The organism is Mucilaginibacter phenanthrenivorans, assembly GCF_024721155.1.
Taxonomy (GTDB): Bacteria; Bacteroidota; Bacteroidia; order Sphingobacteriales; family Sphingobacteriaceae; genus Mucilaginibacter; species Mucilaginibacter phenanthrenivorans.
This window is the reverse complement of the sequence record NZ_JAHVAP010000023.1, coordinates 64,592-85,288: the sequence shown is the minus strand read 5'-3', so window position 1 is coordinate 85,288 and position 20,697 is coordinate 64,592. Positions and strand designations below refer to the sequence as shown.

Genomic DNA, 20,697 nt, shown 5'->3' with positions numbered 1-20,697 from the left:
ACTCTTTGTTTTTTTGCCCCCTTGTTTTGGGACTGCAAAGGTATGAACCTTTTTTAAACTTGCAAACTTTATTTTTTTTTATTTTTCGTCTGCCTTATTTTCCCGTCCCCTATCCTCTTTATCTTCCTCCGTAACGGGCTGCAAAGATGTGATTTTTTTAGTTATGTGTCAAGTATTATTTTACTTGTTTTTCACTTTATTTTAATCTTCGCAAACTCTTCAAAAAACAACGTCTTTTTCCAAAGCGGTCACAAATGTACAGAGATTTTGGAAACCTGCAAAAAGAATTTTGCATTAGTTAAAACAATTGTTGTAAGTGCTTGTAAACTACCACCAATTTTATGCAATAATCTTTAATGCCTATGCTATAATAATGGCAATTGCCTAATTCGTATCTTTGAAACACATATGAGTGAATACATTTTTCCCGAAAATTTTCTTTCTTCGTTAACCAATGAACCCGGTTTTGAGCGCGAAAACTTTGTGGAAGCACATGAAAATATTGTGGCCCCCACTTCCATCCGCCTAAATCCTTTTAAAAAATCGGTGTTAAAAACAGACGAACAAGTGCCATGGTGCGCCGAAGGATACTATTTAAACGCGCGTCCATCCTTTACATTCGATCCGCTTTTTCATGCAGGGTGCTATTATGTACAGGAGGCATCCTCTATGTTTATCGATCAAATCCTTAAAAATATAAGGCCGGATAGTGACGAGCCTGTAAAGGTGCTCGACCTTTGCGCTGCTCCCGGCGGCAAAAGCACGCTCATCAATTCGGCTATTAACAGCACCGATCTTTTAGTATCCAACGAAATAATAAAAACACGCGTACCTGTTTTATGCGATAACCTTAACCGCTGGGGTACGGCCAATACCATAGTAAGCAATAACGACCCGCGCGACTTTACCCGCCTCACAGGTTTCTTCGATACCATATTGGTGGATGCGCCATGTTCGGGTTCGGGAATGTTCAGGAAGGATCCGGCGGCAATGGATGAATGGAGCGAAGCCAATGTAAGCCTTTGCCATCAACGACAAGAGCGCATCCTGGCTGATGTTTATCCCGCTTTAAAAGAGGATGGACACCTTATATATAGTACATGCTCTTATTCGCACCAGGAGAACGAGGAAATTGTGGATTGGCTGTGCCGGGAATACAACATGGAAAGCATCCGCATACCTATATATAAGGAGTGGGGAATTGTTGAAACGCAATCGCCCGAGCATAAGGCCTGGGGCTACCGCTTTTACCCGGGCAAGGTTAAGGGCGAAGGCTTCTTTGCTGCCTGCCTTAAAAAGAAAGAGGAAACGGACGAATTACCAATCTTCAGATCAAAGGGACACCAAAAATTAGCATTGCTGGAAATTGAACTCGTAAAGAAATACATCAACGAGCCAGATACCTTTTATTACAATAAAGTAAATGACGACTGGCTGGCGATAAGCCGTGAGCATAAAGATAGTTTGGATACGTTACAACGACACCTATATATAAAGAAGTCGGGCGTGCGCATTGGCAAGCTGATGGGTAACGACCTGATCCCCGATCATGAGCTGGCGTTGAGTATATATATTAATAAGGATAAGGTATTACAAACCGAGCTGAATCTTAACCAGGCTATCCAATTCCTGCGCCGTGACAACATCGACATTAACACAACGGATAAAGGCTGGAGCCTGATGAACTTTGAAGGGCATGCGCTGGGATGGGCAAAACTGCTGCCGAACAGGATCAATAATTATTTCCCGAAGGAATTGAGAATTTTGGCGGTGGCGCCGACTCCCTAAAGGGCGAACTTGATTTGCGCGGGGGCATTTTGTTAAATCACGGCAATACATTCTACCGAAAACAAAATTCCACCAGGGAATGGCATAACCTGCGGCGCACTTCGGGCTGGTGTTACTTTCGGAAAGAAGCTGGTGTATACCTTATTTATAATAGAAAAATCAGGATCAGAGCCCGACACCATAAATGCGGTAATTTTTACCACCTTATCCATTGAGCTGCCGGCATCTTCCAAAATAGTTTTCACATTTTTAAATGCTTGTATCACCTGTGCCTCATAGCCACCCTCTATTAGTTTACCTGTACTTAAATCGGCACCTGCCGTTCCTGATACAAAAATAAGGTTGCCTGCAATTACCGCCTGTGGCACAAATGCATTAGGGCGGGGCGCATTGGGGGTGTAAAAAACTTGAGGTTCCATTTGGGTGTAATTTTTTTGATTCCCATAAATATAAAAAGAAATAAGTATCCCATAACCGTTTCTCCCGGTTTACTATATCTTAGGGAACCCGCCGTCCTCATTTTACAGCCAAATATCGTTGCCGGATTTTCCTTTTTCCACATTTATACTACTCATCCTATCAACATTATAAACATCTGCAAAAAATCATTCTAATAATTCGCACATTTGCACATCCGCTCCCGATAGCTATCGGGATTAGCAAATCAGAAAATGGACCAATACTTTATTATAGACTTCGACAGCACGTTTACACAAGTTGAAGCTTTAGACGAACTCGCCCGCATCTCGTTAAAACATCATCCAGACCGCGAAAATATTTACAAACAGATAGAAGACCTTACGAATGCCAGCATGGAAGGCCGGCTCTCCTTTACCCAAAGTTTGGAAAACCGTGTTAAGCTGTTACAGGCAAACCGCGACCACCTAAAGCAATTGGTTACCCACTTAAAGAAAAAGGTTTCTACTTCATTTAGCCGCAATACAATATTCTTTAAAAATCATGCCGATGAGGTGCTGATCGTATCCGGCGGTTTCAAGGAGTTTATTATTCCGGTAGTGACAGAATATCATATTAAAAAAGAGAACATCTACGCTAATACTTTTGTGTTTGACGAAGATGGAAATATAACGGGCTACGATCGCGAAAACCCCCTGAGCCAGGAGGGCGGCAAGGTTAAGCTGTTAAAGGAATTGAATTTACCGGGTGATATATATGGTATAGGTGATGGTTATTCCGATTTTCAGCTGAAGGAATCAGGGATGATCAAAAAGTTTTTTGCCTTTACCGAGAATATCGAGCGTAAATCAGTGGCCGAAAAAGCAGATCATATTACGCCAAGCTTTGACGAATTTTTATTCATTAATAAACTGCCGCGTGCAATCTCTTATCCAAAAAACCGCATCAAATGTTTAGTTGTGGGTGATGTGGATGAAGATGCGCTGGCACAAATGAAAAAGGAAGGCTATAATATCCGTCAGCAGGAAACGATAACCGACAAATATTTGGAAGAAGCCGGGATCCTATTTTGTGATGAATCGCACCAGCCAACTCCTGAACAGGTACAAAGTGCCGGCCGTTTAAAGGTGATCGGTATTTTTGGGAAGATCAGCAGTCGTAAGCTTGCTGAAGCCGCATGCGAGAATGGCATCATTATTTTTGATGATCCTAAGCACAACCCGCGTAACGATGATTTTATCCCAAAACGGGTAATGGCATTTATGAACGAGGGAAAAACGCATACCAGCTGTAATTTCCCCGATCTGCAGCCGCCACGCATTAATAATGCACACCGCCTAATTCATATCCACAAAAACGTACCGGGAATTCTTGCAAAAATCAACGACGTATTTGCCCGCCATAACATTAATATAGTTGGTGAGTTTTTGGTGACCAACGCGCAGATAGGCTATGTTATCACCGACGTTAATACCGGTTATGACACCGAAGTATTGAATGAACTAAAGGCGATCGAACAAACAATTAAGTTCAGGCTGCTATATTGAGGGTTCATGGTTGATAGTTCATGGTTCATGGCCGCTGCAATTAGCTGTTGGCTTAAACTACCTGCTATTTTTTCTTTCACTATGAACTATGAACCATCAGCTATGAACTAAATGGCACCACCAATACCGGCACCTCTGAGTGGCGAACAACGTGTTCAGCTACACTACCCATTAAAAAGCGATCGAATCCAGTGCGTGAATGTGTCCCGATAACTATCAGATCGGCGCCAAATTCTTTACCGCATTCGATAATTCCATCGGCGGTTGAGCCATATCCTGTTAAATGAGTCACCTGCAGATCTCCTGCAAGTTGTTTTATGGTATGTTCAATTATATTTTCCGATTGATTTTTTTGAATGTCGATAATTTCCAGATCTTCAATTCCGGAATTTATCATACCCGATCCCATTAGAGGATCGACCCCGGCTGACGTTTCGGGCATTATTAGTGGTTCAACAATATTTACCAAACCAACCGCAGCACTAAATTTACGCGCTATATCAAAACCGTAGGCTGCGGCATGTTCAGCATGTTTGCTGTCGTCTATTCCTATAAGTATCTTGCTGATCTTCATAATTGAAAGGATTGGTTATAAATGTAATAACAAATTCGCAGCAATATGTTTTGTTTCCTGCTATATATTATACCGGTGTAGCCGCTGCAGCCAGCTCCCTATTTAATACTTTTCTTTTTACCTTTATCCCATGCATTTCTCACCCGAAATTGAAGAGCGCCTGGCGCAGCTACAGGAAAAATATGAGGCCATGGGCCAGGATATGACATCATACCTGGATGGTTTGCTGTATGCTGATTTTTTAACCTATTGGGATTATATCCATTTAGATACGTTGTTAAGTCTGCAAAGCCCGAAGACGCCGTTCCCGGATGAGCAGATTTTCATCATGTATCACCAGATCACCGAGTTGTATTTCAAACTGGTGTTGCATGAATGTGAACAGATAACGGCTGCACAACCGTTAACACCCTTATTTTTTACTGCGCGTTTAAAACGAATTAACAATTATTTTGAAGCGCTCACCCAATCGTTCGATATTATGATAGATGGGATGGAGAAGGAACAGTTTTTAAAATTCAGGATGTCGTTATTGCCGGCGAGTGGTTTCCAGTCGGGGCAATACCGAATGATAGAAATCTACGCTACTGATTTTATCAATTTGGTAGCTAAGGACAAACGGGATGAATTAAGGAATAAAACTATCGAGGACCAATTTGAATACATCTATTGGAAATTTGGGGCAACTGAACTGTCAACGGGTAAAAAAACCTTAACCCTAAAACAGTTCGAAAAAAAATACGCCAAAACGTTCATCGATCTTGGCAAGGCAGCGGCAAGCAATAACTTTTATGCGCTTTACAATCAACTTAAAAGCAAAGGTGAATCAACTGCCGAACTTGAAACGGAATTAAAACAACTGGACACCAATGTAAATGTGAACTGGCCGCTGGTACACTATAAATCTGCCGTACGTTATTTAAACCGCGAGCCTGAGGAAATTAAAGCAACCGGCGGTACCAACTGGCAAAAGTATTTGCCTCCGCGTTTTCAAAAGCGCATTTTTTATCCTGGCTTATGGAATGAACAGGAATTGGAAAATTGGGGAAAGGCCTGGGTGGAGAAGGTATTGAAGGATGTTGACGCAAAAGGATAATTAAATTATCGCTTCAGCCTTTAAATATCTCCGGCTTAATGTTTTGTACTTCTATGAATACTTGGTGAAGATGATTAAAATCATTATCGGTTGTCACCAGCTTCAAACCAAGTAGGGCAACTGTCGAGGCTATCCACAGATCATTTTTACCCATGTTTCGTGGTGTTGAGAATGTGCGACTAGGATAAGCCAGACTTTTACATTGAGAAAAAGCATCAATTTCGGCGTATATGTTTATTAGGCTTTCGTTGACTTCGATAATTGTCATATCCTCCAATAACTCATGCAATATTTGTGATTTGGTTGAGCCCCAATTATTTTGCAACGCAATTGATTTTAACTCGGCCACTGTAACAACCGATATATAAACATTTTGATTTTCCGGATTAAGCGCTTTGCTTATTTGTTTTGATCGTAAATTTTTGGTGAGGAAGATAAGTATATTGGTGTCAAACAAAAGATTCATTTACTTTCTCTTAATGTTTTTAGCGCTTGCTCCACTTCCTCGTCAGTAAGGAAAGCGTCTTCAGGCAACTCTTTTAAACGAGCTTCAAGATCGCCAAAATTTTTTCCTAATTTATTAGCAAACGCGGTGGCGCCACCTGCAGCTAATATCTCATCTATGGAGTATGCTTTAAACTTTGGAAATGATGATTGCTGATCGTCTGTTGCTTTGATATTACTTTTACCCATTTTCCTGATCTCCTTTCTGATTAAACAAATTTACAACTATTTACGCTATAGTATACTTCCATTTTACCGCAAATACTGTCTTATCGCTGTAAAAATTCTCTAATCCGCTGTTTATACGCGAAATAAATATCCATTTATAAATCCAAACTGCCATCTCACAAAAAAATTTCTTACCTTGCCATTTTCGACACAAAATACACAAAGGCCATGACAGAGACGCTGGACATCAAGATCACCAAAACCAAACACTCCCGTTTACAGGAGACAGATTTCAACAACTTACCATTCGGTAAAACATTTTCCGACCACATGTTTGTGGCCGATTATGCCGACGGTGAATGGAAGAATTTCGAGGTGGTCCCTTATGGGGAGATTAGTCTGAGCCCGGCAATTTCGTCGCTGCATTATGGCCAGTCATTTTTTGAGGGGATAAAAGCCTACAAACATGAAAATGGCGAAGTAACTGTATTTCGCCCCAATAAAAACGCCATACGCTTTAACAAATCGGCAGAGCGTTTGTGTATGCCAACCCTGCCTGAAGAAATCTTTATCCAAAGTATCGCCGCAGTTGTTGACGTTGACCGCGATTGGGTACCTGCAAAAGCTAACCATGCGCTTTATATAAGGCCGTTTATGTTTGCCACCGATCCGTTTTTGGGCGTAGCACCGTCAACCACTTATAAATATATGGTGTTACTTTGCCCGGTAGGCCCATATTTTTCAAAGACGTTACGGGTTAAAATAGAAACTTATTACACCCGTTCGGCCGAAGGCGGTATGGGCTATGCAAAGTCATCAGGCAACTATGGTGGCGCCATGTATCCTGCCAAAAAAGCAACTGAAGAAGGCTTTGATCAGTTGATCTGGACAGACGCTAAAAACCATGAGTATGTAGAAGAAATGGGAGCTGCCAACGTAATGTTTGTATTAGATGGCGTTCTGTTAACCCCATCAACCCGTGATACTATTTTGGATGGTGTTACCCGCGATACGGTACTTACCATGGCCCGCGAATGGGGAATGCCTGTTGAAGAACGCCGCGTTTCAGTAGCTGAGCTTGTGGAAGGCGCTAAAAATGGCAAATTACAGGATGCATTCGGTGCCGGTACCGCTGCTACTATAGCGCCAGTTGGCTCAATAAGCCATAATGGTGAAGAGTATTTTTTAAGCGACCCGAAAACACGCGAGTTTTCACAAAAAGTATTGAAGGAACTTGACAATATCAAATACGGCCGCGTTACTGATACGCATGGCTGGAATTATACGGTATAAACACCTGAATATGAGAATTTCGGAAGCGTCTTTAAAATCTTAAAGGCGCTTTTTTATTTTAGGGTATTGAGGTAGACATTCATATCGTCAGTAAGCTTAACGCCAAGTTTGGTTAGCTTAGTTGCATATAATGCACAAAGGTCTGTCCATTTGTAGTAAATGGTTTTGGTTGCTAACCCTGTAATGTGCACTTCCTGTTCATTCAACAAAACCTTTACCAGGTAGCTTGATGCGTTTTTCCTTTTATAGAAAACCCATTGAATATTTGAGCTTAAGGGGATAACTTTTGAGGCTTGCCAACTAGCGCCCAGCTTTGACGGATCCTTACTTGCTCTATCAGCGTCCGCAATTTGAAGCAAAGCTGCAAACGGTGCAATTGTTTCTGCATGGGCAAAGCGTAATTGTGCATTGAATTTTTTTCCGCGGATAAAATCATCGGCAGTATTAATAAAATCGACCAGCAACGGAACTGCCACTCTTACCTGAATGCCGTTGTTATCTGTTCCCGGGCCCTTCTTTAAATTCTCATCTATTGAATCCAGCATGCCGATAGTCGCCAGTTCATCGCAGGCAAACATCGATTTAAAATCAAGATCGGCAGTAGTAAACCCGGCTTGCTTTATCTCGGCTGCTAACGAATAAACTATGGTAGCAAATCCGAATACATCAGACACGAATTTCGATTTTGCGTTATCATCAAGCTTGCTTAGAAAATCAGCTGTAAAAAAACGAGCTGTAACAGCATTATTTATCGCATCAATGTTTGCAGCTTTTTCAAGCGATAATTTTGGCTCACTTTCATCTATATTATCCTCAAAGCTTTTATACGCTGGCGAAAGATCGTAAAAACGTAAATGTGTATCGTCGTTAGTTTTTTTAATCGCGACGGAATCTTTCAAACGTTTTTTTAATCCGCTTAAAAAAGCATCGGCACTTTGTTCAGTTCGTACTTCCTTGGTGACAGCAACATTAAGATTTATCGCACCGGCAAATACATTGTCGTAATTAGCGTACATCCGTTCGCCAAGGCCTTTCAATTCATCACGCCCCTCCGCAGAAATATTCTTCGTATTGCCTTTTTCAACCTTTTGCAGGGCAACTACCATTTGCATAAGTTGCTTACCTTTTTCAGTTAGCACATTTAAGCTATCAGCTTTAATAAGCAGCGTATAGGCTGATGTTGTTTTTACATCTTTGGTTAAATGCCGTGCGCCATGCCTGTTTACATGATTGATAAAAACAGGTACATACCCGGCAGGTGCTGGAGTATATTTGAGCTTGTTCGCTTTGTACAGGGTTTTGGTTCCCAGGAAATTGGCAGTACAATTTTGTGCATTTGCGGAGTCGCAAAGTATTGGTCCCCCGCATATAAACAGGATTATTATTAATAATGCTTTTTTCATTAATCAAATATAAATAACCCATTGTCATTGCGAGCGATAGCGCGGCAAACTCGTCGCATGCATAGCGAATATGCTTGGCGACGAGTTTGCTTCGTCGTTCCTCCTCGCAATGAAAAGTGGGATTTTAGTGGTTTTTAATGCAAATTCCCTGTGCCATCATTCTGGTAAGCGCCGATATCTTTTCCCGGTAGCGTTATAGTTGTACCAAATGTCCCTGTAGCTGTTACCGACATTTGTGGTGTAAAATCAGCTTTCCCTTTGTTTAATCCCTGTGAGCTGCCTAATAACTTAAAGTTTGATGTTCCTACCGTAACAATCTTATATGGCTGTAAACTGGCGCTGATCGGGCCCGGATTAGCAGTAAAATCGAATTGATTTACATCGAACCCATAAAACATCGGATCGTTTTGTTTAGGGGTGGTTGATATAATATCGGTACTTGCTTTAGCTGCAAGAACTGATGGTGCACCATCGGCCGAGTAAAACTGGTCGACAATTGCCTGGGAATAACCATAAAAGTATTGATTCCCGTAAGCCACATTCGCGTAATCAGCGTCAGGTGTAATACGCAGTCCAAAGCGGCAATTCACAATCAGGTTATTGTAGGCACGTCCTTTTGCTCCTTTTTCAAAATCGATTGAGCCGCCGCGACCGGACTTTGTTTGACGGTAACCACCATCGATAATAGTATTGTTGTAAACTGTAGCCGTACACTGGATCCCGGAAGTTCCCGAATCAGAAATTTTAAAAGAGTTTGTAGCCGATCCAATACAAAAGTTATAGGCAATATCGCCCAGGGTACCGGTTTTGATATTCAAAAATTCGCCACCTACGCCGCCGCACAGCTCGAATGTGTTGCGCATAACACTGATATGGCCCCCGCCAACCTGGATATTATCATCCTTTGCGCCATAAAACCACGAGTCCTCGATAATCAGGTTTTTGGTTTTGTTACCAAAGTACAAGTTGAACCTTGAGGTACCCGATTTATAAATGGCCTGGTCATCATCCGCACCTGAAGGCGCGCCGCCGAACTCAATATGCGTCCATTTAATAATAGCGTCGCCGCCTGTTGGGGCAGGGTTTTTATCACTCGGCGTAGCCGGAGTACAGGTAATACCGCCCCACCATCCAAAAAACACATTGGTATAATTTTGCTGAGCAGCCTGCGCATGCAGGTCGTCTGCATTTTTTACTGTGATGAAATTTGGCTTATCCTGGGTTCCAAGGCTTATAAATGTACCATGTACAAAAATCTCCGGGCTTGTAGCTGCAGTTATACCATCGCCCAAAGCAATTAAATGCACGCCATTTTGCAGCAATAATGTATCACCGTCGTTTACAGTAATATTGCTTTTAAAATAATAGGTTTTACCGCTTAGCAGTGTGCCTTTTATGGTACCACTTAGGGTATCAGAAGTAATTCCATTAGCTGTTAACACCAATGCTTTTGAAACATTAACGATCTCTTTTTGATGACATGCGCTTAAAACCAAACCGAGGCCAAGCACTGTAATTAATTTATTAAATATCTTGTTCATCGCTGTTTAATTAAAGTTTATAGTGCAGGCCTAATATGTAATACTGTTGATAGTTATCCTTGCGAACAAACGTATTTTGCCCGGCTTGCTGGTATTCTATTGCTTGTCCGGCTGCGCCCGGTGCCGCTAAAGGCGGATAAGGCAATTTGATAAATAACTGGTATGGTGTATTTAACAGGTTGGTAACCTTGCCATATACAAACAGCTTTTTGAAGATTCTTTTTTCCGCAGATAGATCAAGGCTTACAAAAGCCTTTTGCCACACGTCATTATTTAGATATTGTGATACACTGTTGATGCGTTCCCCTGTGTAAACTGCCGAGATCTGCGCATCAAGTCCGCTCTTATTATCCTTATATAATAACGACAGGTTACCCAGGTGTTTTGACTGGCCTTGCAGCGGGCGGGTTTGATCAACTGTTCTTATCGTATTATTACCATTGGCATCTTTATAGGCTTCCTGTTTAGAAGTGGTTATTTGCGATTCGGTAAAAGAGTAATTAGCACGGAACCCAAAATGGCTGATGTATTTGGTTACGTCCAACTCCAAGCCATAGTTATGGGCTGTACCGAAGTTACCGGCCTCTAAAACCAGGTCTTTATTTGAACTGGAGCTAACAAGGGCGTACTCGATTGGATTGTTGATGTTCTTGTAAAAAACGCCTACTAAAAACTGGTCGAGTGGTTTTGGGAAAAACTCGTACCGCAGGTCGAAGTTGTCTGCCGTGGCATGTTTTAAATTGGTGTTACCCACTTCCTGGTAATCGGCATCCGGGTCGCCGCTGGTATGCGGAACAATTTCATAAAAGTTCGGCCTGCTGATGGCTGAGTAATACGATGCCCTTAAATTTTCTTTGTCAGACAGCAGGTATTTAAAGCTCACGCTCGGCAGCAGGTCGTAATATTTTATCGATCCTGTTTTACCGTCTTTAGAAACCGGCTCTGCATCCAACCAGCTTTGGCTGGTATGCTCGTAACGTACACCGCCTAACGTTTGTAGTTTACCCACGGTAAATTTAAACTGTCCATAAGCCGCGCCTACATTTTCGGTAAAGTCGTAGTTCAACGCATCACCCGGAGTACCCTGCCTGTTGCTGGCAAGTTCAAAGGTGTTATGATCGATATTGCCATCATATACTTGTGTCGAATTGGTAATAGGCAACGTTTCTGTATACTCATCGTAGGTACTGTTACGGGTTTTGTTGCGATACATGCCCCCGGCACTTAGTTCTACTTTGGTACCAAATAGGTTAGGGGTATAAATAACATTCAAATACCCGCTTTTATCCTGATCGGAGTTGTAAGCAAACGTTTGAGCAAATCCGTTAGAAGCATCAACCGTTAACGGCGCCTGTACTACATCCCCTGATGGCTGAAGCGTTCTCGAAGTAACAAGATTTAATTCATACCGATTTTCATTAGCTGTTGCTTTTGAATACACGCCCGTCCAGTTGATGCTCAGGTCATCCGCAAGCTTATGGTCGCCATGCAATGAAAAATTGTAGATCTTCTGTACGTTACGGATTGACCTCGGCTGCTCGGTGATACGCCCCTGGCCAATGCCCGTACGCGCCAGTGTTAAGCTGGTATCTGATACATAACGATATTGATTTTGGGCAAGATCAATATACGCCGCGTCTAATGTTAATTTATTACGTCCATCAAACTTATAATCAAACCTGCCTACGGCGCTGCTGCGTTCCTGTTGCGTATTGTATAGCCTGCTTTGAATACTTGTGGGTTTGGGCAGATTACTCACCGCGTCAACCTCGGTTGAAAAGAAAACGCCTTTGGTATCCTTAAATATATTTTGGTAGCTTAATGAAACAAGCGCGCCAAACTTTTTATCCGCAGTTCTGCCGCCGATGCTTAGCCCCGCTATAGTTCCTATCGGCAATTTTGAGTTTGTGAAGTGCTGGCCGTTGTTTGAAAAGTCGGCAATTGAAGCCACATAATCATTTCCATTAATGATCCTCGGTGAGCGGAGCGATTTGTCGTTATTACCGAATTTATTAAAGCCATAATCGGCAACACTTTGTGAAAAGCCGGCACCAAGGTTTAGCCTCATCATAAAATCATCCGGTGCATCTTTTAATACCAGGTTGATCCCGCCTGCAATTGCATCGCCTTCCATTGACGGGGTTAATGATTTATAGACTTCTAACCTGTCGATGATATCGGCTGGAAATATATCCAGCGGCACATAACGGTTCTTATTGTCCGGACTCGGGATCTTATATCCATTTATTAAGGTATAGGTGTACCGTTTTTCCATACCGCGGATAATGGCATATTGGCCTTCGCCATTGTTGCTGCGCTCAATTGAGATCCCCGATACCCGCTGTGTTACGTTGGCCACAGTAATATCCGGCGATACTTCAATAGTACGGGCAGATACTGCATTTAATATTTGATCGGACCGGTGAACTGCGTTTATAGCAGACTGATCGGTTGCTTTGCTCGCAGTGCTGGTTACAGCCACCTCGTTCAATGTACTGCTCTTAGGTTCCGGTGAAAGGTTTACAACTGCAATATTCCCATTTACGGTAACACTTTTAGAGGCATCGTTATAGGAAATGTATTTGGCTTCAATCTCGTATTTACCGTCGGTAATGTTTTTGAAAATATAAGTACCGTCAAGGCCTGCACTGGTTGACATTTTCTGACCAGTTGATTCACTTTTAAGGGTTATGGTTGATCCGGGAAGCGGATCACCGTTCTTTTTGTCAGTAACCGTTCCTTTAATTATGCCTTGTGCATAGGTAAAGCCAGTAACCAAACAAAAAAGAAGGATTAATAGAGGTAAGCGTTTCTTCATTACTACCGGGTTAAATTTTCCGCAAAGAAACCCGGCCTGTGTAATGCTAAAATGAACGCAATGTTATGATTAAATCAATAGAAAACAATTCTGAAGTAAATCTGATTTTCTTATTATTAAAATAAAATTTAATAATAAAATATTATTGAGTTAACATAAATAAGCCTTTTCTCAAAATCCGCTTTATGATTATGCGGGTCAAATATTTTTAATCAACGCTAAAAAGCTGAATTCTGTAGAAAAACTGAATTTTTATAATTTCATTCCCTTATTAAGGATATCTGCCTAACTTATTTTTTTAATAAAATATTGGGGAACCGGTATTAACCTCGAAGAAACAAAGACAACAAAAACAAGCGGATTGATATTAAGTAATTGTTAACAGGGTTAACACACCCTCGTTTTGTAACGAACTCTTTACGGCTAATCTGGGATCATTGCGAACTTTCCAATAGCTTCATGCCTCTTCGGCCATGAACTATGATACCATCAACCACGAATCCTCCCTTACTCCACGCTGACCGTTAGTCCCTCTTGTTGAAGGATCTTGCGATAAACCTCAACTTCGGTGAATGAGCCTTCCAGTACCGCACACTTTCCTTCGTTATGAACCTTCCACGCGATTTTCTCGGCTTGCGATTCGGAATAATCGAGGTACTTCATCATGCAAAAGATCACATGATCGAAGGTATTGTGATCATCGTTCCACAAAATAAGGCGGTGCAATTCTTTCAGCCCCGCTAATATCTCCTCAAGGGTGAGGGTTTCTTCCTGTACTTCAGTTGGCATACGTAACTACAAAATTACTCAAAAACTATAATAAAGCAGCTACATTTATGTTTTAAAGCCGGTTCAAACCCAAATTTTACTTTATGAAAGCATACTTCCCCTATGTTGCCCTCGCCATCACTATTCAGCTTAGCGCTTTAACATTATGCAGCGCGCAAACAGCCACCACCCCAACCCTGCAAGCTCCGCCTCCCAACATTGTCATTGACGGCTCAATAAAGGAATGGGGCGACAGCCTGCGCTATTATAATAAAGAAAAGGCTATTAATTATGCCCTTGCCAACACAAAGGACACCCTGTATATGGCAGTGCGGGTTATTGACCGTAGTGAACAAACCAGGATTCTGCGGGCGGGTATTACGCTGAGCATAAACACCAAAGGGAAAAAGAAGGAAAGCTTCAGCATTACCTTTCCTTTGAATACACAAGGCGGCAGTACTCCGCTTAATATCCAGGGCGATAATGGCGACGACCCAAAACAAAGCCATGAAGCGCTGATGCAGGCAGTATTAACTGTGCTTCGCGGGATAAAAGTTGAAGGTTTTAGCGATATTGAAGGTGATATGATCACCACAAGTAATACTTACGGTATTAAAACCGCAATTGATTATGATGATAAAGGATACCTGGTTTGCGAAGCTGCAATCCCAATGGCGTTATTCCATGCCAGCAGCGACGCGGCAAAAAACGAGTGGGCATTTAACTTCAAAATAAATGGCATAACCAGGCCAACTGCACCCGGGGGCGAAGGCCAGGAAGGTGGTGGCGGTGGTCGTGGCGGAAGAGGCGGCGGCGGTGGTGGTCGCGGCGGCCGTGGTGGTGGCGGAGGAGGAAGAGGCGGCAGAGGCGGTAACCTAGGCGGTTCTGATTCAGCAGAACACGCCGCGCTGTTTAAATCGGAGGATTTTTGGGAGAAATACTATTTGGCAAAATAGCTTAAAATTGAAGCTACCGGGCTATAAGTCTTATAACCTCGTAGCTTCAAAAATAAAGAAACCATTTAACAGCAGGTAACACGCCAGTAAAATCTGTGCGCTTACAAAGTCAAACTTTTTGGCTTTGTCTATTTTTTCCTGTTTAAACAACTTTAACGACCATGCCGTGCAGATGATGATGATCAATATAAACATGAGGGTTATCCCATGTAATGTATCAACCAGTGTAAAGGTTGTCGATTCCGGCAAGGAAGAATCGATAATATATTTATTACCAATAACAGCAAACAGGGCTCCCACGCTTAAACCAAACCGGGAGTCGATGCTGTCGGCATGAATGTAAAAACACATATAGGCAATCAGGAAGGCAACATACATCCCCAGGAACATTTTCCAAAACAGTCCCATGGCGTCCCTGTCGATCAAGACCTTCATTTTAAAATTACTGTATTCGGTGTGTGGCTTTTTAATACTGTCGTCGCCGAATGCAGTTTCATAAACCTTTACTCCCGTAGTTATATTTAAGCTGTCAATTCGCCATCCTCTCAATGTAAAACGTGAATCAAAGTGTTTACCCAGGGTATCGGCAACAAACACCAGGGATTTTGAATCGAACTGTGAATTTTCGATTGAGAAACGCAGGTACTGACGATCGAACGGAAAATTATCAATCGCCCACGAGTCCTTCATTACACATTGCAGTTTCATCAACAGGTAGATCCTGTTTTTGCTTGAATCGATGGTAGAAAATGATGTAGTAACGGTTTTGGCCTGGGGCACCTCCAGGTTATGCAAAAAGTCGAACTTCTTATTTTTGTATTTCAGCCAAAGCCAAAGGGTAATATTATACTCCTTGTCTTTAAAGTTGATATCATGAATACTGGTGACGTAAATCCCACTGGAAACTGTGTCACGATGCGGCTGTTGTTGCGCCTTAGCTACCGGAATAGCAGCAAAAAGAAGTATAAATGCTACTGCGAATAGCACGCGCCCGGAGTATACTTTTGCCATAATCTGATTTTCAGGATTTTAGCTAAAAGTATATATTTTTATTCAAAGTATTTATTTACAATAAATACTTTGAATATTTAATAATTCCAATATGTGAATGAAGAACGCTGTAACAGCTAACATTGCCGCTCTTCATCCGCACATTAATAATCTGCACATCCGCACATTAATTAACCACCCGTACCTTTAAAAAGCTTGGATGCTCCTTCGAAGTATAGATCCTTTGGGTAGCTTTTTTAAAGGCAGTGCTGTCGCATTTCATAATATCAACAAAGGTTTGCGGGTTACGATCAACCAGCGGGAACCAGGTGCTTTGTACCTGTACCATTATTTTGTGCCCCTTCTTAAATGTATGCAGCACGTCCTGTAGTTCCCAGTTTACCGGGGTTACTTTTCCGGGCGTAAATGGCTCCGGTTTTTCAATAGAATTGCGGTATTTGCCGCGCATAGGTTCGCTGCGTACCATTTGCTGGTAACCGCCCATCTTTACATTCTTACCTGTAAACTTATTGTTTGATGCGGTATCGGGGTGAACGTCAAGCACCTTAACTATAAAATCTGCATCGGTACCTGTAGTTGCTATTTTAAGATTGGCCCAGATATTTCCGGCGATGGTTACATCTTCGGTAAGCACATCGCTGGTATAACTGATCACGTCTTTTCTATCCGCCAAAAAACGCTGATCTGCGGTCATGTATTCACGATCCATGTCCATGCTTTTGTGATCGAGGAACGGAACGGGGTTATTCGGGTCAGATACATATTCATCATACGTATCCTTGCCTGCAGCAGGAGCCGCGAATGACAATTTACCGCCCGGCAATAAATACAATTGCTTGTCTTCAGCTTCCTTTGGCGGCCAGGTTTTGTATGCCTTCCATTTGTTTACGCCTGTTTCGAAAGTATTTATCGGTGCTATGTTAAGCTCTGTCCCCTTAAGGTAATGGCTGAAGAATTTAAATTCGATATCATCCCTATAATACGGACCGGTTGGGCCGCCAAAGTCGATATCGCCTAAATGGTCGCCAGCGCCGCGTGCCCAGCCGCCATGCACCCATGGGCCCATCGTAAAGTAAACCGGTGTTTTTGGATTTTCCTTTACAAGCGTTTTATATGTATTTATTGCGCCATACAAATCCTCGGCATCGTACCATCCGCCTGTAACCAGTACCGCAGTTTTAATATCATGCAGGTGGGTTAATACATTACGATCCTTCCAGTGCTGGTCGTAATTGGGGTGATCCATCATTTCATTCCACAAACGGATAGTATCCTTATAATACTTGTCGTTTGTATTTTTCATCGGGCCCATCTTCAGGAAGAAGTCGTAGCCATCATTAGTGCCGGGATTAAACCTGCCGCCCCTGCGCTGGGTTGGCTTATCGTTCTGCCTGTTGGTAAAGCCGGGGTAGAACCCGAAGTTAGCCACCAAAAAGAACGCGCCGTTATGCCAGCCGTCATCGCGCCACAGATCGGCGATCGGGGCCTGCGGCGATGCGGCAACCAATGCAGGGTGGCGGCTCAATAAAGCGGTTGTTGTATAAAAGCCGGGATACGAAATTCCCCATACCCCTACCTTGCCATTGTTGTTCTTTACGTTTTTAAGCAGCCAGTCGATGGTATCATAAGTATCGGTACCTTCGTCAACATCGTTATCGGTTTTATGGACTTCCTTTTCAGGGGTCATTTCCTCGTAAATGCCCTCGCTCATCCAACGACCGCGCACATCCTGGTAAACAAAAATGTAACCGTCATGCAAAAATGCCGGTGAAGGGCCAAGGCTGCCCTTATACTTATCCGGTCCGTAAGGCGCAACACTGTAGCAGGTACGGTCCATCATGAACGGATATTTTTTTGTTGAATCCTTGGGGACATAAACCGAGGTGAACAGCTTTTTGCCGTCGCGCATCGGGATCTGGAACTCGTATTTTGTGTAGTTGTCCTTTACATATGCGGCATCCGGGCCCGAAGCGCCGGGCTGTGCACATGAAGTTATCGCGATTGAAATTAAAAGCAGGAAACTAAAAGCTGAAAGTATTATTTTCTTCATCTAAAAATATTAGTCCTTAAAAGTAAGCAATAAAATAAAAAAGACAACCCGTTTGGGTTGTCTGCATAAAATCGTTACGAAAATTGGAATTAATCATTTATCGCCTTAACGCCCGGTAATTCCTTACCCTCCATATATTCCAATAATGCGCCACCACCTGTTGATACATAACTCACATCGTCAGTCATTCCAAACTTGGCTACGGCCGCAGCTGAATCTCCGCCACCGATCAGCGAGAAAGCGCCATTGTCAGTGGCCTTCGCCACAGCATCAGCAATTGCTTTGGTCCCTACTAAAAACTTCTCCATCTCAAAAACGCCCATCGGGCCATTCCAAAGTATGGTTTTTGATTCTTCAACTACCTTGCTGAACAATTTGACAGTTTCAGGGCCGATATCCAATCCCATCCAGTTATCAGGGATCTTCCCTGTTTTTGCAACATCTGTTTTCGCATCGTTTGAAAACGCGTCCGCAATTACGTTATCAACAGGTAAGAGCAGGTTAACGCCTTTCTCCTTCGCTTTTTTTACCAGGCTAAGCGCCAGGTCAAGTTTGTCGGCTTCAACAAGTGATGTACCGATGGTTCCGCCGTCTGCCTTGGCAAAAGTGTAAGCCATACCCCCACCTATTATTAGGTTATCTACCTTATCCAACAGTTTTTCTATCAGTTCAATCTTGTCAGACACCTTTGAACCACCCATGATAGCGGTAAATGGTTTAGCTGCACCATTCAATATCTTTTCGGCATTTGCTAACTCGCCTGCCATCAGGTAGCCAAAGTGTTTTGCATTCGGGAAAAATTGAGCTATCACGGCTGTTGAAGCATGTGCACGGTGGGCAGTCCCGAAAGCATCATTAACATATATATCGCCTAGCTTTGAAAGCTTTTCAGCAAAATCTTTGTCGCCTTTTTCTTCTTCTTTATAAAAACGCAGGTTCTCTAACAGCAACACTTCACCGTTTCCTAAAGCTTTAGCTTTATCAACCGCTTCGGCACCAATGCAATCATTTGCAAACTGAACTTGCTGGCCAAGCAGATCAGACAAATGCGGAACAATATGTTTTAAAGAGAATTGTTCTTCGGGGCCGCCTTTTGGCCTGCCCAGGTGCGACATCAGGATAACAGCGCCCCCGTCTTTCAAAATTTTATTGATGGTTGGCAAAGCAGCCGTCATGCGGTTGTCGTCCGTAATGTTATAGTCCTTATCAAGGGGTACATTAAAGTCGACCCTAACGAGTGCTTTTTTTCCTGAAAATTTAATTTGATCTATAGTTTTCATAATGTTTGATGCAAAATGGTTAATGCAAGCGAATTTCGAGCCGCCAAATTCAGCATTTAATTCTAAAATCCGAACGTAAAAGTTAAAAAGGTGTTTCAATTAATGAAAAAATCACCGAATCTTAACATACATAACATAATGAGGACCTATACCGGGCACCTCAAATTCGGCAGATATAATCTCGAAACCCATATTTAAATAAAATTGCAAAGCAGTTTTCCTGGCGTTACACCACAGGTAATTTGCTTTTTGCCCGCGAAGGTAAACTATTGCAAAGTTTAGCAGTTGATTGCCCAAACCCCTACCCCGATATTTTTCAATGGTAGCCATTCCGCGTAACTGGTAACCCGTTCCTTCAAAACCATCATAGCTTTGCGGGTGGAACGATCCTATGCAGGCAAGCTCCTCCTCAACGTAATAACCCAGGTGAAAAATACCCGGTAAATTATCTGAGGGAAAAATACATTCTTCCAGAGTTAACTGCCCCGCGCGCAAAACTTCGTTGCGGATGGGCAGCAGATCGTAAAGGGAAATAAATTTAATCATTTATTAAATAATGAACACAGTGGCGAAATGAGTAGATTTTTCCCCAAACTTATTAATTATCCCGGCCTTTGAATAGCCGGGGTATTACAATATTATACCCATTTATCAATTTTCCCCGTAGTATATTGATACTATTAACCTAAATGTACAAAAACTGCACAACTATTGCATTAAGTATAATCACTTATTACCTATTGGTTATTTTATGAGAACAATATTTTCTTTGATCCTGGTTTCTATCATGCTTTGGAGCTGCAGCAAGAAAAATGATGTTACACCAACTCCTACCGATACAACTAAAACACCACCGGTAACAACAATCCCCGATACTACTAAAAAGTTAACCAGGGATGATTCTATCCATATGGTAGCATTTATCATATATCCTCAAAAAGTTAAAACCACAGTTTCGGGCAAAGTGCTTACTTTGGCTCTTGATGAAAACTTGAATTTATTTGTGCTTGCCGACGCCTATCAAACAACCTACGCTGTACATTTAACAGAAGATTTTAAATCCACCAGATTAGGCGCGTTTGATTTTACTACGATAAGTGAAGATGGTATAACCGCTCACAATTACATTGAGGGAAATCTAAACAATGTTAAAACCAAAACCATTTCTGATACTACTATAAAAGGTGTTAAGGTTAAAAAGATAAATGTGCGCCGCACTGTAACGTTCTCAAAGGAATACGGCTCAAACCAGTTGGCAACAGATCAACAAAATCTTATTCTCGGCAAAACCGATGACATACTGACATTTTCATCGTATATTTATTATCAAAAAAATTACCCTGTAACCAGTGCAGTAGCTTATTTGAAGTATGTAAAGTGAAGTTGATTGAGTTGAATAGGCTTTAAAAATTGAAGCCGGCAGGTTATAATGTTACTTTTCAATTCCCCGACTTAATCAACATAATCTAACTCAATCAACCCA

Annotated in this window: 18 protein-coding genes; 6 read left to right on the top strand and 12 right to left on the bottom strand. The window is 42.1% G+C overall.

The genetic code is table 11. The features are described 5' to 3' along the window. Positions 1 to 408 precede the first annotated feature (408 nt). The gene (locus KXD93_RS30080) at positions 409 to 1,788 is read left to right on the top strand and encodes a methyltransferase RsmF C-terminal domain-like protein (protein ID WP_258141265.1); all 1,380 of its coding nucleotides are present in this window, start codon (positions 409 to 411) and stop codon (positions 1,786 to 1,788) included. A gap of 32 nt (positions 1,789 to 1,820) precedes the next feature. On the opposite strand, the gene KXD93_RS30075 is transcribed toward KXD93_RS30080, so the two are convergent. Beyond that, positions 1,821 to 2,207, bottom strand: coding sequence for a RidA family protein (locus KXD93_RS30075; protein WP_258141264.1), 387 nt, complete (start codon positions 2,205 to 2,207; stop codon positions 1,821 to 1,823). A gap of 252 nt (positions 2,208 to 2,459) precedes the next feature. Here KXD93_RS30075 and KXD93_RS30070 point away from each other — a divergent pair, with 252 nt between their 5' ends. Further along, on the top strand, positions 2,460 to 3,752 hold the full coding sequence (locus KXD93_RS30070; protein WP_258141263.1) for an HAD-IB family phosphatase: 1,293 nt from the start codon (positions 2,460 to 2,462) through the stop codon (positions 3,750 to 3,752). Positions 3,753 to 3,852: 100 nt separating this feature from the next. Here KXD93_RS30070 and KXD93_RS30065 read toward each other — a convergent pair whose 3' ends face one another. Next, positions 3,853 to 4,326, bottom strand: coding sequence for a universal stress protein (locus KXD93_RS30065; RefSeq protein ID WP_258141262.1), 474 nt, complete (start codon positions 4,324 to 4,326; stop codon positions 3,853 to 3,855). Positions 4,327 to 4,456: 130 nt separating this feature from the next. On the opposite strand from KXD93_RS30065, the gene KXD93_RS30060 reads away from it, so the two are divergent. Continuing rightward, complete coding sequence (locus KXD93_RS30060; RefSeq protein WP_258141261.1) at positions 4,457 to 5,422, top strand: tryptophan 2,3-dioxygenase family protein; 966 nt, start codon at positions 4,457 to 4,459, stop codon at positions 5,420 to 5,422. A gap of 13 nt (positions 5,423 to 5,435) precedes the next feature. On the opposite strand, the gene KXD93_RS30055 is transcribed toward KXD93_RS30060, so the two are convergent. Then, complete coding sequence (locus KXD93_RS30055; RefSeq protein ID WP_258141260.1) at positions 5,436 to 5,888, bottom strand: type II toxin-antitoxin system VapC family toxin; 453 nt, start codon at positions 5,886 to 5,888, stop codon at positions 5,436 to 5,438. Then, positions 5,885 to 6,115: a hypothetical protein gene (locus tag KXD93_RS30050; protein ID WP_258141259.1), complete on the bottom strand. Its 231-nt coding sequence runs from the start codon at positions 6,113 to 6,115 to the stop codon at positions 5,885 to 5,887. Before KXD93_RS30050 ends, KXD93_RS30055 begins: the two co-directional genes overlap by 4 nt. A 207-nt stretch (positions 6,116 to 6,322) precedes the next feature. On the opposite strand from KXD93_RS30050, the gene KXD93_RS30045 reads away from it, so the two are divergent. Further along, a complete protein-coding gene (locus tag KXD93_RS30045; RefSeq protein ID WP_258141258.1) occupies positions 6,323 to 7,387 on the top strand; it encodes a branched-chain amino acid aminotransferase in 1,065 nt (354 codons plus the stop codon). 53 nt (positions 7,388 to 7,440) lie between these two features. On the opposite strand, the gene KXD93_RS30040 is transcribed toward KXD93_RS30045, so the two are convergent. From KXD93_RS30040 to KXD93_RS30025, 4 genes are all read right to left on the bottom strand, one after another. After that, positions 7,441 to 8,790, bottom strand: coding sequence for a histidine-type phosphatase (locus KXD93_RS30040; protein WP_258141257.1), 1,350 nt, complete (start codon positions 8,788 to 8,790; stop codon positions 7,441 to 7,443). 134 nt (positions 8,791 to 8,924) lie between these two features. Further along, positions 8,925 to 10,331: a hypothetical protein gene (locus KXD93_RS30035; protein ID WP_258141256.1), complete on the bottom strand. Its 1,407-nt coding sequence runs from the start codon at positions 10,329 to 10,331 to the stop codon at positions 8,925 to 8,927. Positions 10,332 to 10,341: 10 nt separating this feature from the next. Next, positions 10,342 to 13,149 (bottom strand): TonB-dependent receptor, encoded by a 2,808-nt coding sequence (locus tag KXD93_RS30030; RefSeq protein ID WP_258141255.1) that lies wholly within the window; start codon positions 13,147 to 13,149, stop codon positions 10,342 to 10,344. 507 nt (positions 13,150 to 13,656) lie between these two features. Beyond that, positions 13,657 to 13,938: an ATP-dependent Clp protease adaptor ClpS gene (locus tag KXD93_RS30025; RefSeq protein ID WP_258141254.1), complete on the bottom strand. Its 282-nt coding sequence runs from the start codon at positions 13,936 to 13,938 to the stop codon at positions 13,657 to 13,659. Between the two features lie 83 nt (positions 13,939 to 14,021). On the opposite strand from KXD93_RS30025, the gene KXD93_RS30020 reads away from it, so the two are divergent. Next, positions 14,022 to 14,873, top strand: coding sequence for a hypothetical protein (locus KXD93_RS30020; RefSeq protein WP_258141253.1), 852 nt, complete (start codon positions 14,022 to 14,024; stop codon positions 14,871 to 14,873). Positions 14,874 to 14,903: 30 nt separating this feature from the next. Here the strand turns inward: KXD93_RS30020 and KXD93_RS30015 are convergent, their stop codons facing one another. The 4 genes from KXD93_RS30015 to KXD93_RS30000 all read right to left on the bottom strand — a co-directional run bounded on the left by KXD93_RS30015 (position 14,904) and on the right by KXD93_RS30000 (position 19,760). Next, the gene (locus tag KXD93_RS30015; protein WP_258141252.1) at positions 14,904 to 15,884 is read right to left on the bottom strand and encodes a ligand-gated ion channel; all 981 of its coding nucleotides are present in this window, start codon (positions 15,882 to 15,884) and stop codon (positions 14,904 to 14,906) included. A gap of 166 nt (positions 15,885 to 16,050) precedes the next feature. Further along, positions 16,051 to 17,934 (bottom strand): CocE/NonD family hydrolase, encoded by a 1,884-nt coding sequence (locus KXD93_RS30010; protein WP_258141251.1) that lies wholly within the window; start codon positions 17,932 to 17,934, stop codon positions 16,051 to 16,053. A gap of 89 nt (positions 17,935 to 18,023) precedes the next feature. Beyond that, the gene (locus KXD93_RS30005; protein ID WP_258141250.1) at positions 18,024 to 19,214 is read right to left on the bottom strand and encodes a phosphoglycerate kinase; all 1,191 of its coding nucleotides are present in this window, start codon (positions 19,212 to 19,214) and stop codon (positions 18,024 to 18,026) included. Between the two features lie 111 nt (positions 19,215 to 19,325). After that, positions 19,326 to 19,760: a GNAT family N-acetyltransferase gene (locus KXD93_RS30000; protein WP_258141249.1), complete on the bottom strand. Its 435-nt coding sequence runs from the start codon at positions 19,758 to 19,760 to the stop codon at positions 19,326 to 19,328. A 205-nt stretch (positions 19,761 to 19,965) separates the two neighbouring features. Between KXD93_RS30000 and KXD93_RS29995 the strand changes: the two genes are divergently transcribed. Further along, complete coding sequence (locus KXD93_RS29995) at positions 19,966 to 20,595, top strand: hypothetical protein (protein ID WP_258141248.1); 630 nt, start codon at positions 19,966 to 19,968, stop codon at positions 20,593 to 20,595. Positions 20,596 to 20,697: the final 102 nt, after the last annotated feature.

Coding starts and splice junctions, on each gene's coding strand:
- KXD93_RS30080 (WP_258141265.1), top strand. CDS start 409: ATGAGTGAATACATTTTTCCCGAAAATTTTCTTTCTTCGTTAACCAAT.
- KXD93_RS30075 (WP_258141264.1), bottom strand. CDS start 2,207: ATGGAACCTCAAGTTTTTTACACCCCCAATGCGCCCCGCCCTAATGCA.
- KXD93_RS30070 (WP_258141263.1), top strand. CDS start 2,460: ATGGACCAATACTTTATTATAGACTTCGACAGCACGTTTACACAAGTT.
- KXD93_RS30065 (WP_258141262.1), bottom strand. CDS start 4,326: ATGAAGATCAGCAAGATACTTATAGGAATAGACGACAGCAAACATGCT.
- KXD93_RS30060 (WP_258141261.1), top strand. CDS start 4,457: ATGCATTTCTCACCCGAAATTGAAGAGCGCCTGGCGCAGCTACAGGAA.
- KXD93_RS30055 (WP_258141260.1), bottom strand. CDS start 5,888: ATGAATCTTTTGTTTGACACCAATATACTTATCTTCCTCACCAAAAAT.
- KXD93_RS30050 (WP_258141259.1), bottom strand. CDS start 6,115: ATGGGTAAAAGTAATATCAAAGCAACAGACGATCAGCAATCATCATTT.
- KXD93_RS30045 (WP_258141258.1), top strand. CDS start 6,323: ATGACAGAGACGCTGGACATCAAGATCACCAAAACCAAACACTCCCGT.
- KXD93_RS30040 (WP_258141257.1), bottom strand. CDS start 8,790: ATGAAAAAAGCATTATTAATAATAATCCTGTTTATATGCGGGGGACCA.
- KXD93_RS30035 (WP_258141256.1), bottom strand. CDS start 10,331: ATGAACAAGATATTTAATAAATTAATTACAGTGCTTGGCCTCGGTTTG.
- KXD93_RS30030 (WP_258141255.1), bottom strand. CDS start 13,149: ATGAAGAAACGCTTACCTCTATTAATCCTTCTTTTTTGTTTGGTTACT.
- KXD93_RS30025 (WP_258141254.1), bottom strand. CDS start 13,938: ATGCCAACTGAAGTACAGGAAGAAACCCTCACCCTTGAGGAGATATTA.
- KXD93_RS30020 (WP_258141253.1), top strand. CDS start 14,022: ATGAAAGCATACTTCCCCTATGTTGCCCTCGCCATCACTATTCAGCTT.
- KXD93_RS30015 (WP_258141252.1), bottom strand. CDS start 15,884: ATGGCAAAAGTATACTCCGGGCGCGTGCTATTCGCAGTAGCATTTATA.
- KXD93_RS30010 (WP_258141251.1), bottom strand. CDS start 17,934: ATGAAGAAAATAATACTTTCAGCTTTTAGTTTCCTGCTTTTAATTTCA.
- KXD93_RS30005 (WP_258141250.1), bottom strand. CDS start 19,214: ATGAAAACTATAGATCAAATTAAATTTTCAGGAAAAAAAGCACTCGTT.
- KXD93_RS30000 (WP_258141249.1), bottom strand. CDS start 19,760: ATGATTAAATTTATTTCCCTTTACGATCTGCTGCCCATCCGCAACGAA.
- KXD93_RS29995 (WP_258141248.1), top strand. CDS start 19,966: ATGAGAACAATATTTTCTTTGATCCTGGTTTCTATCATGCTTTGGAGC.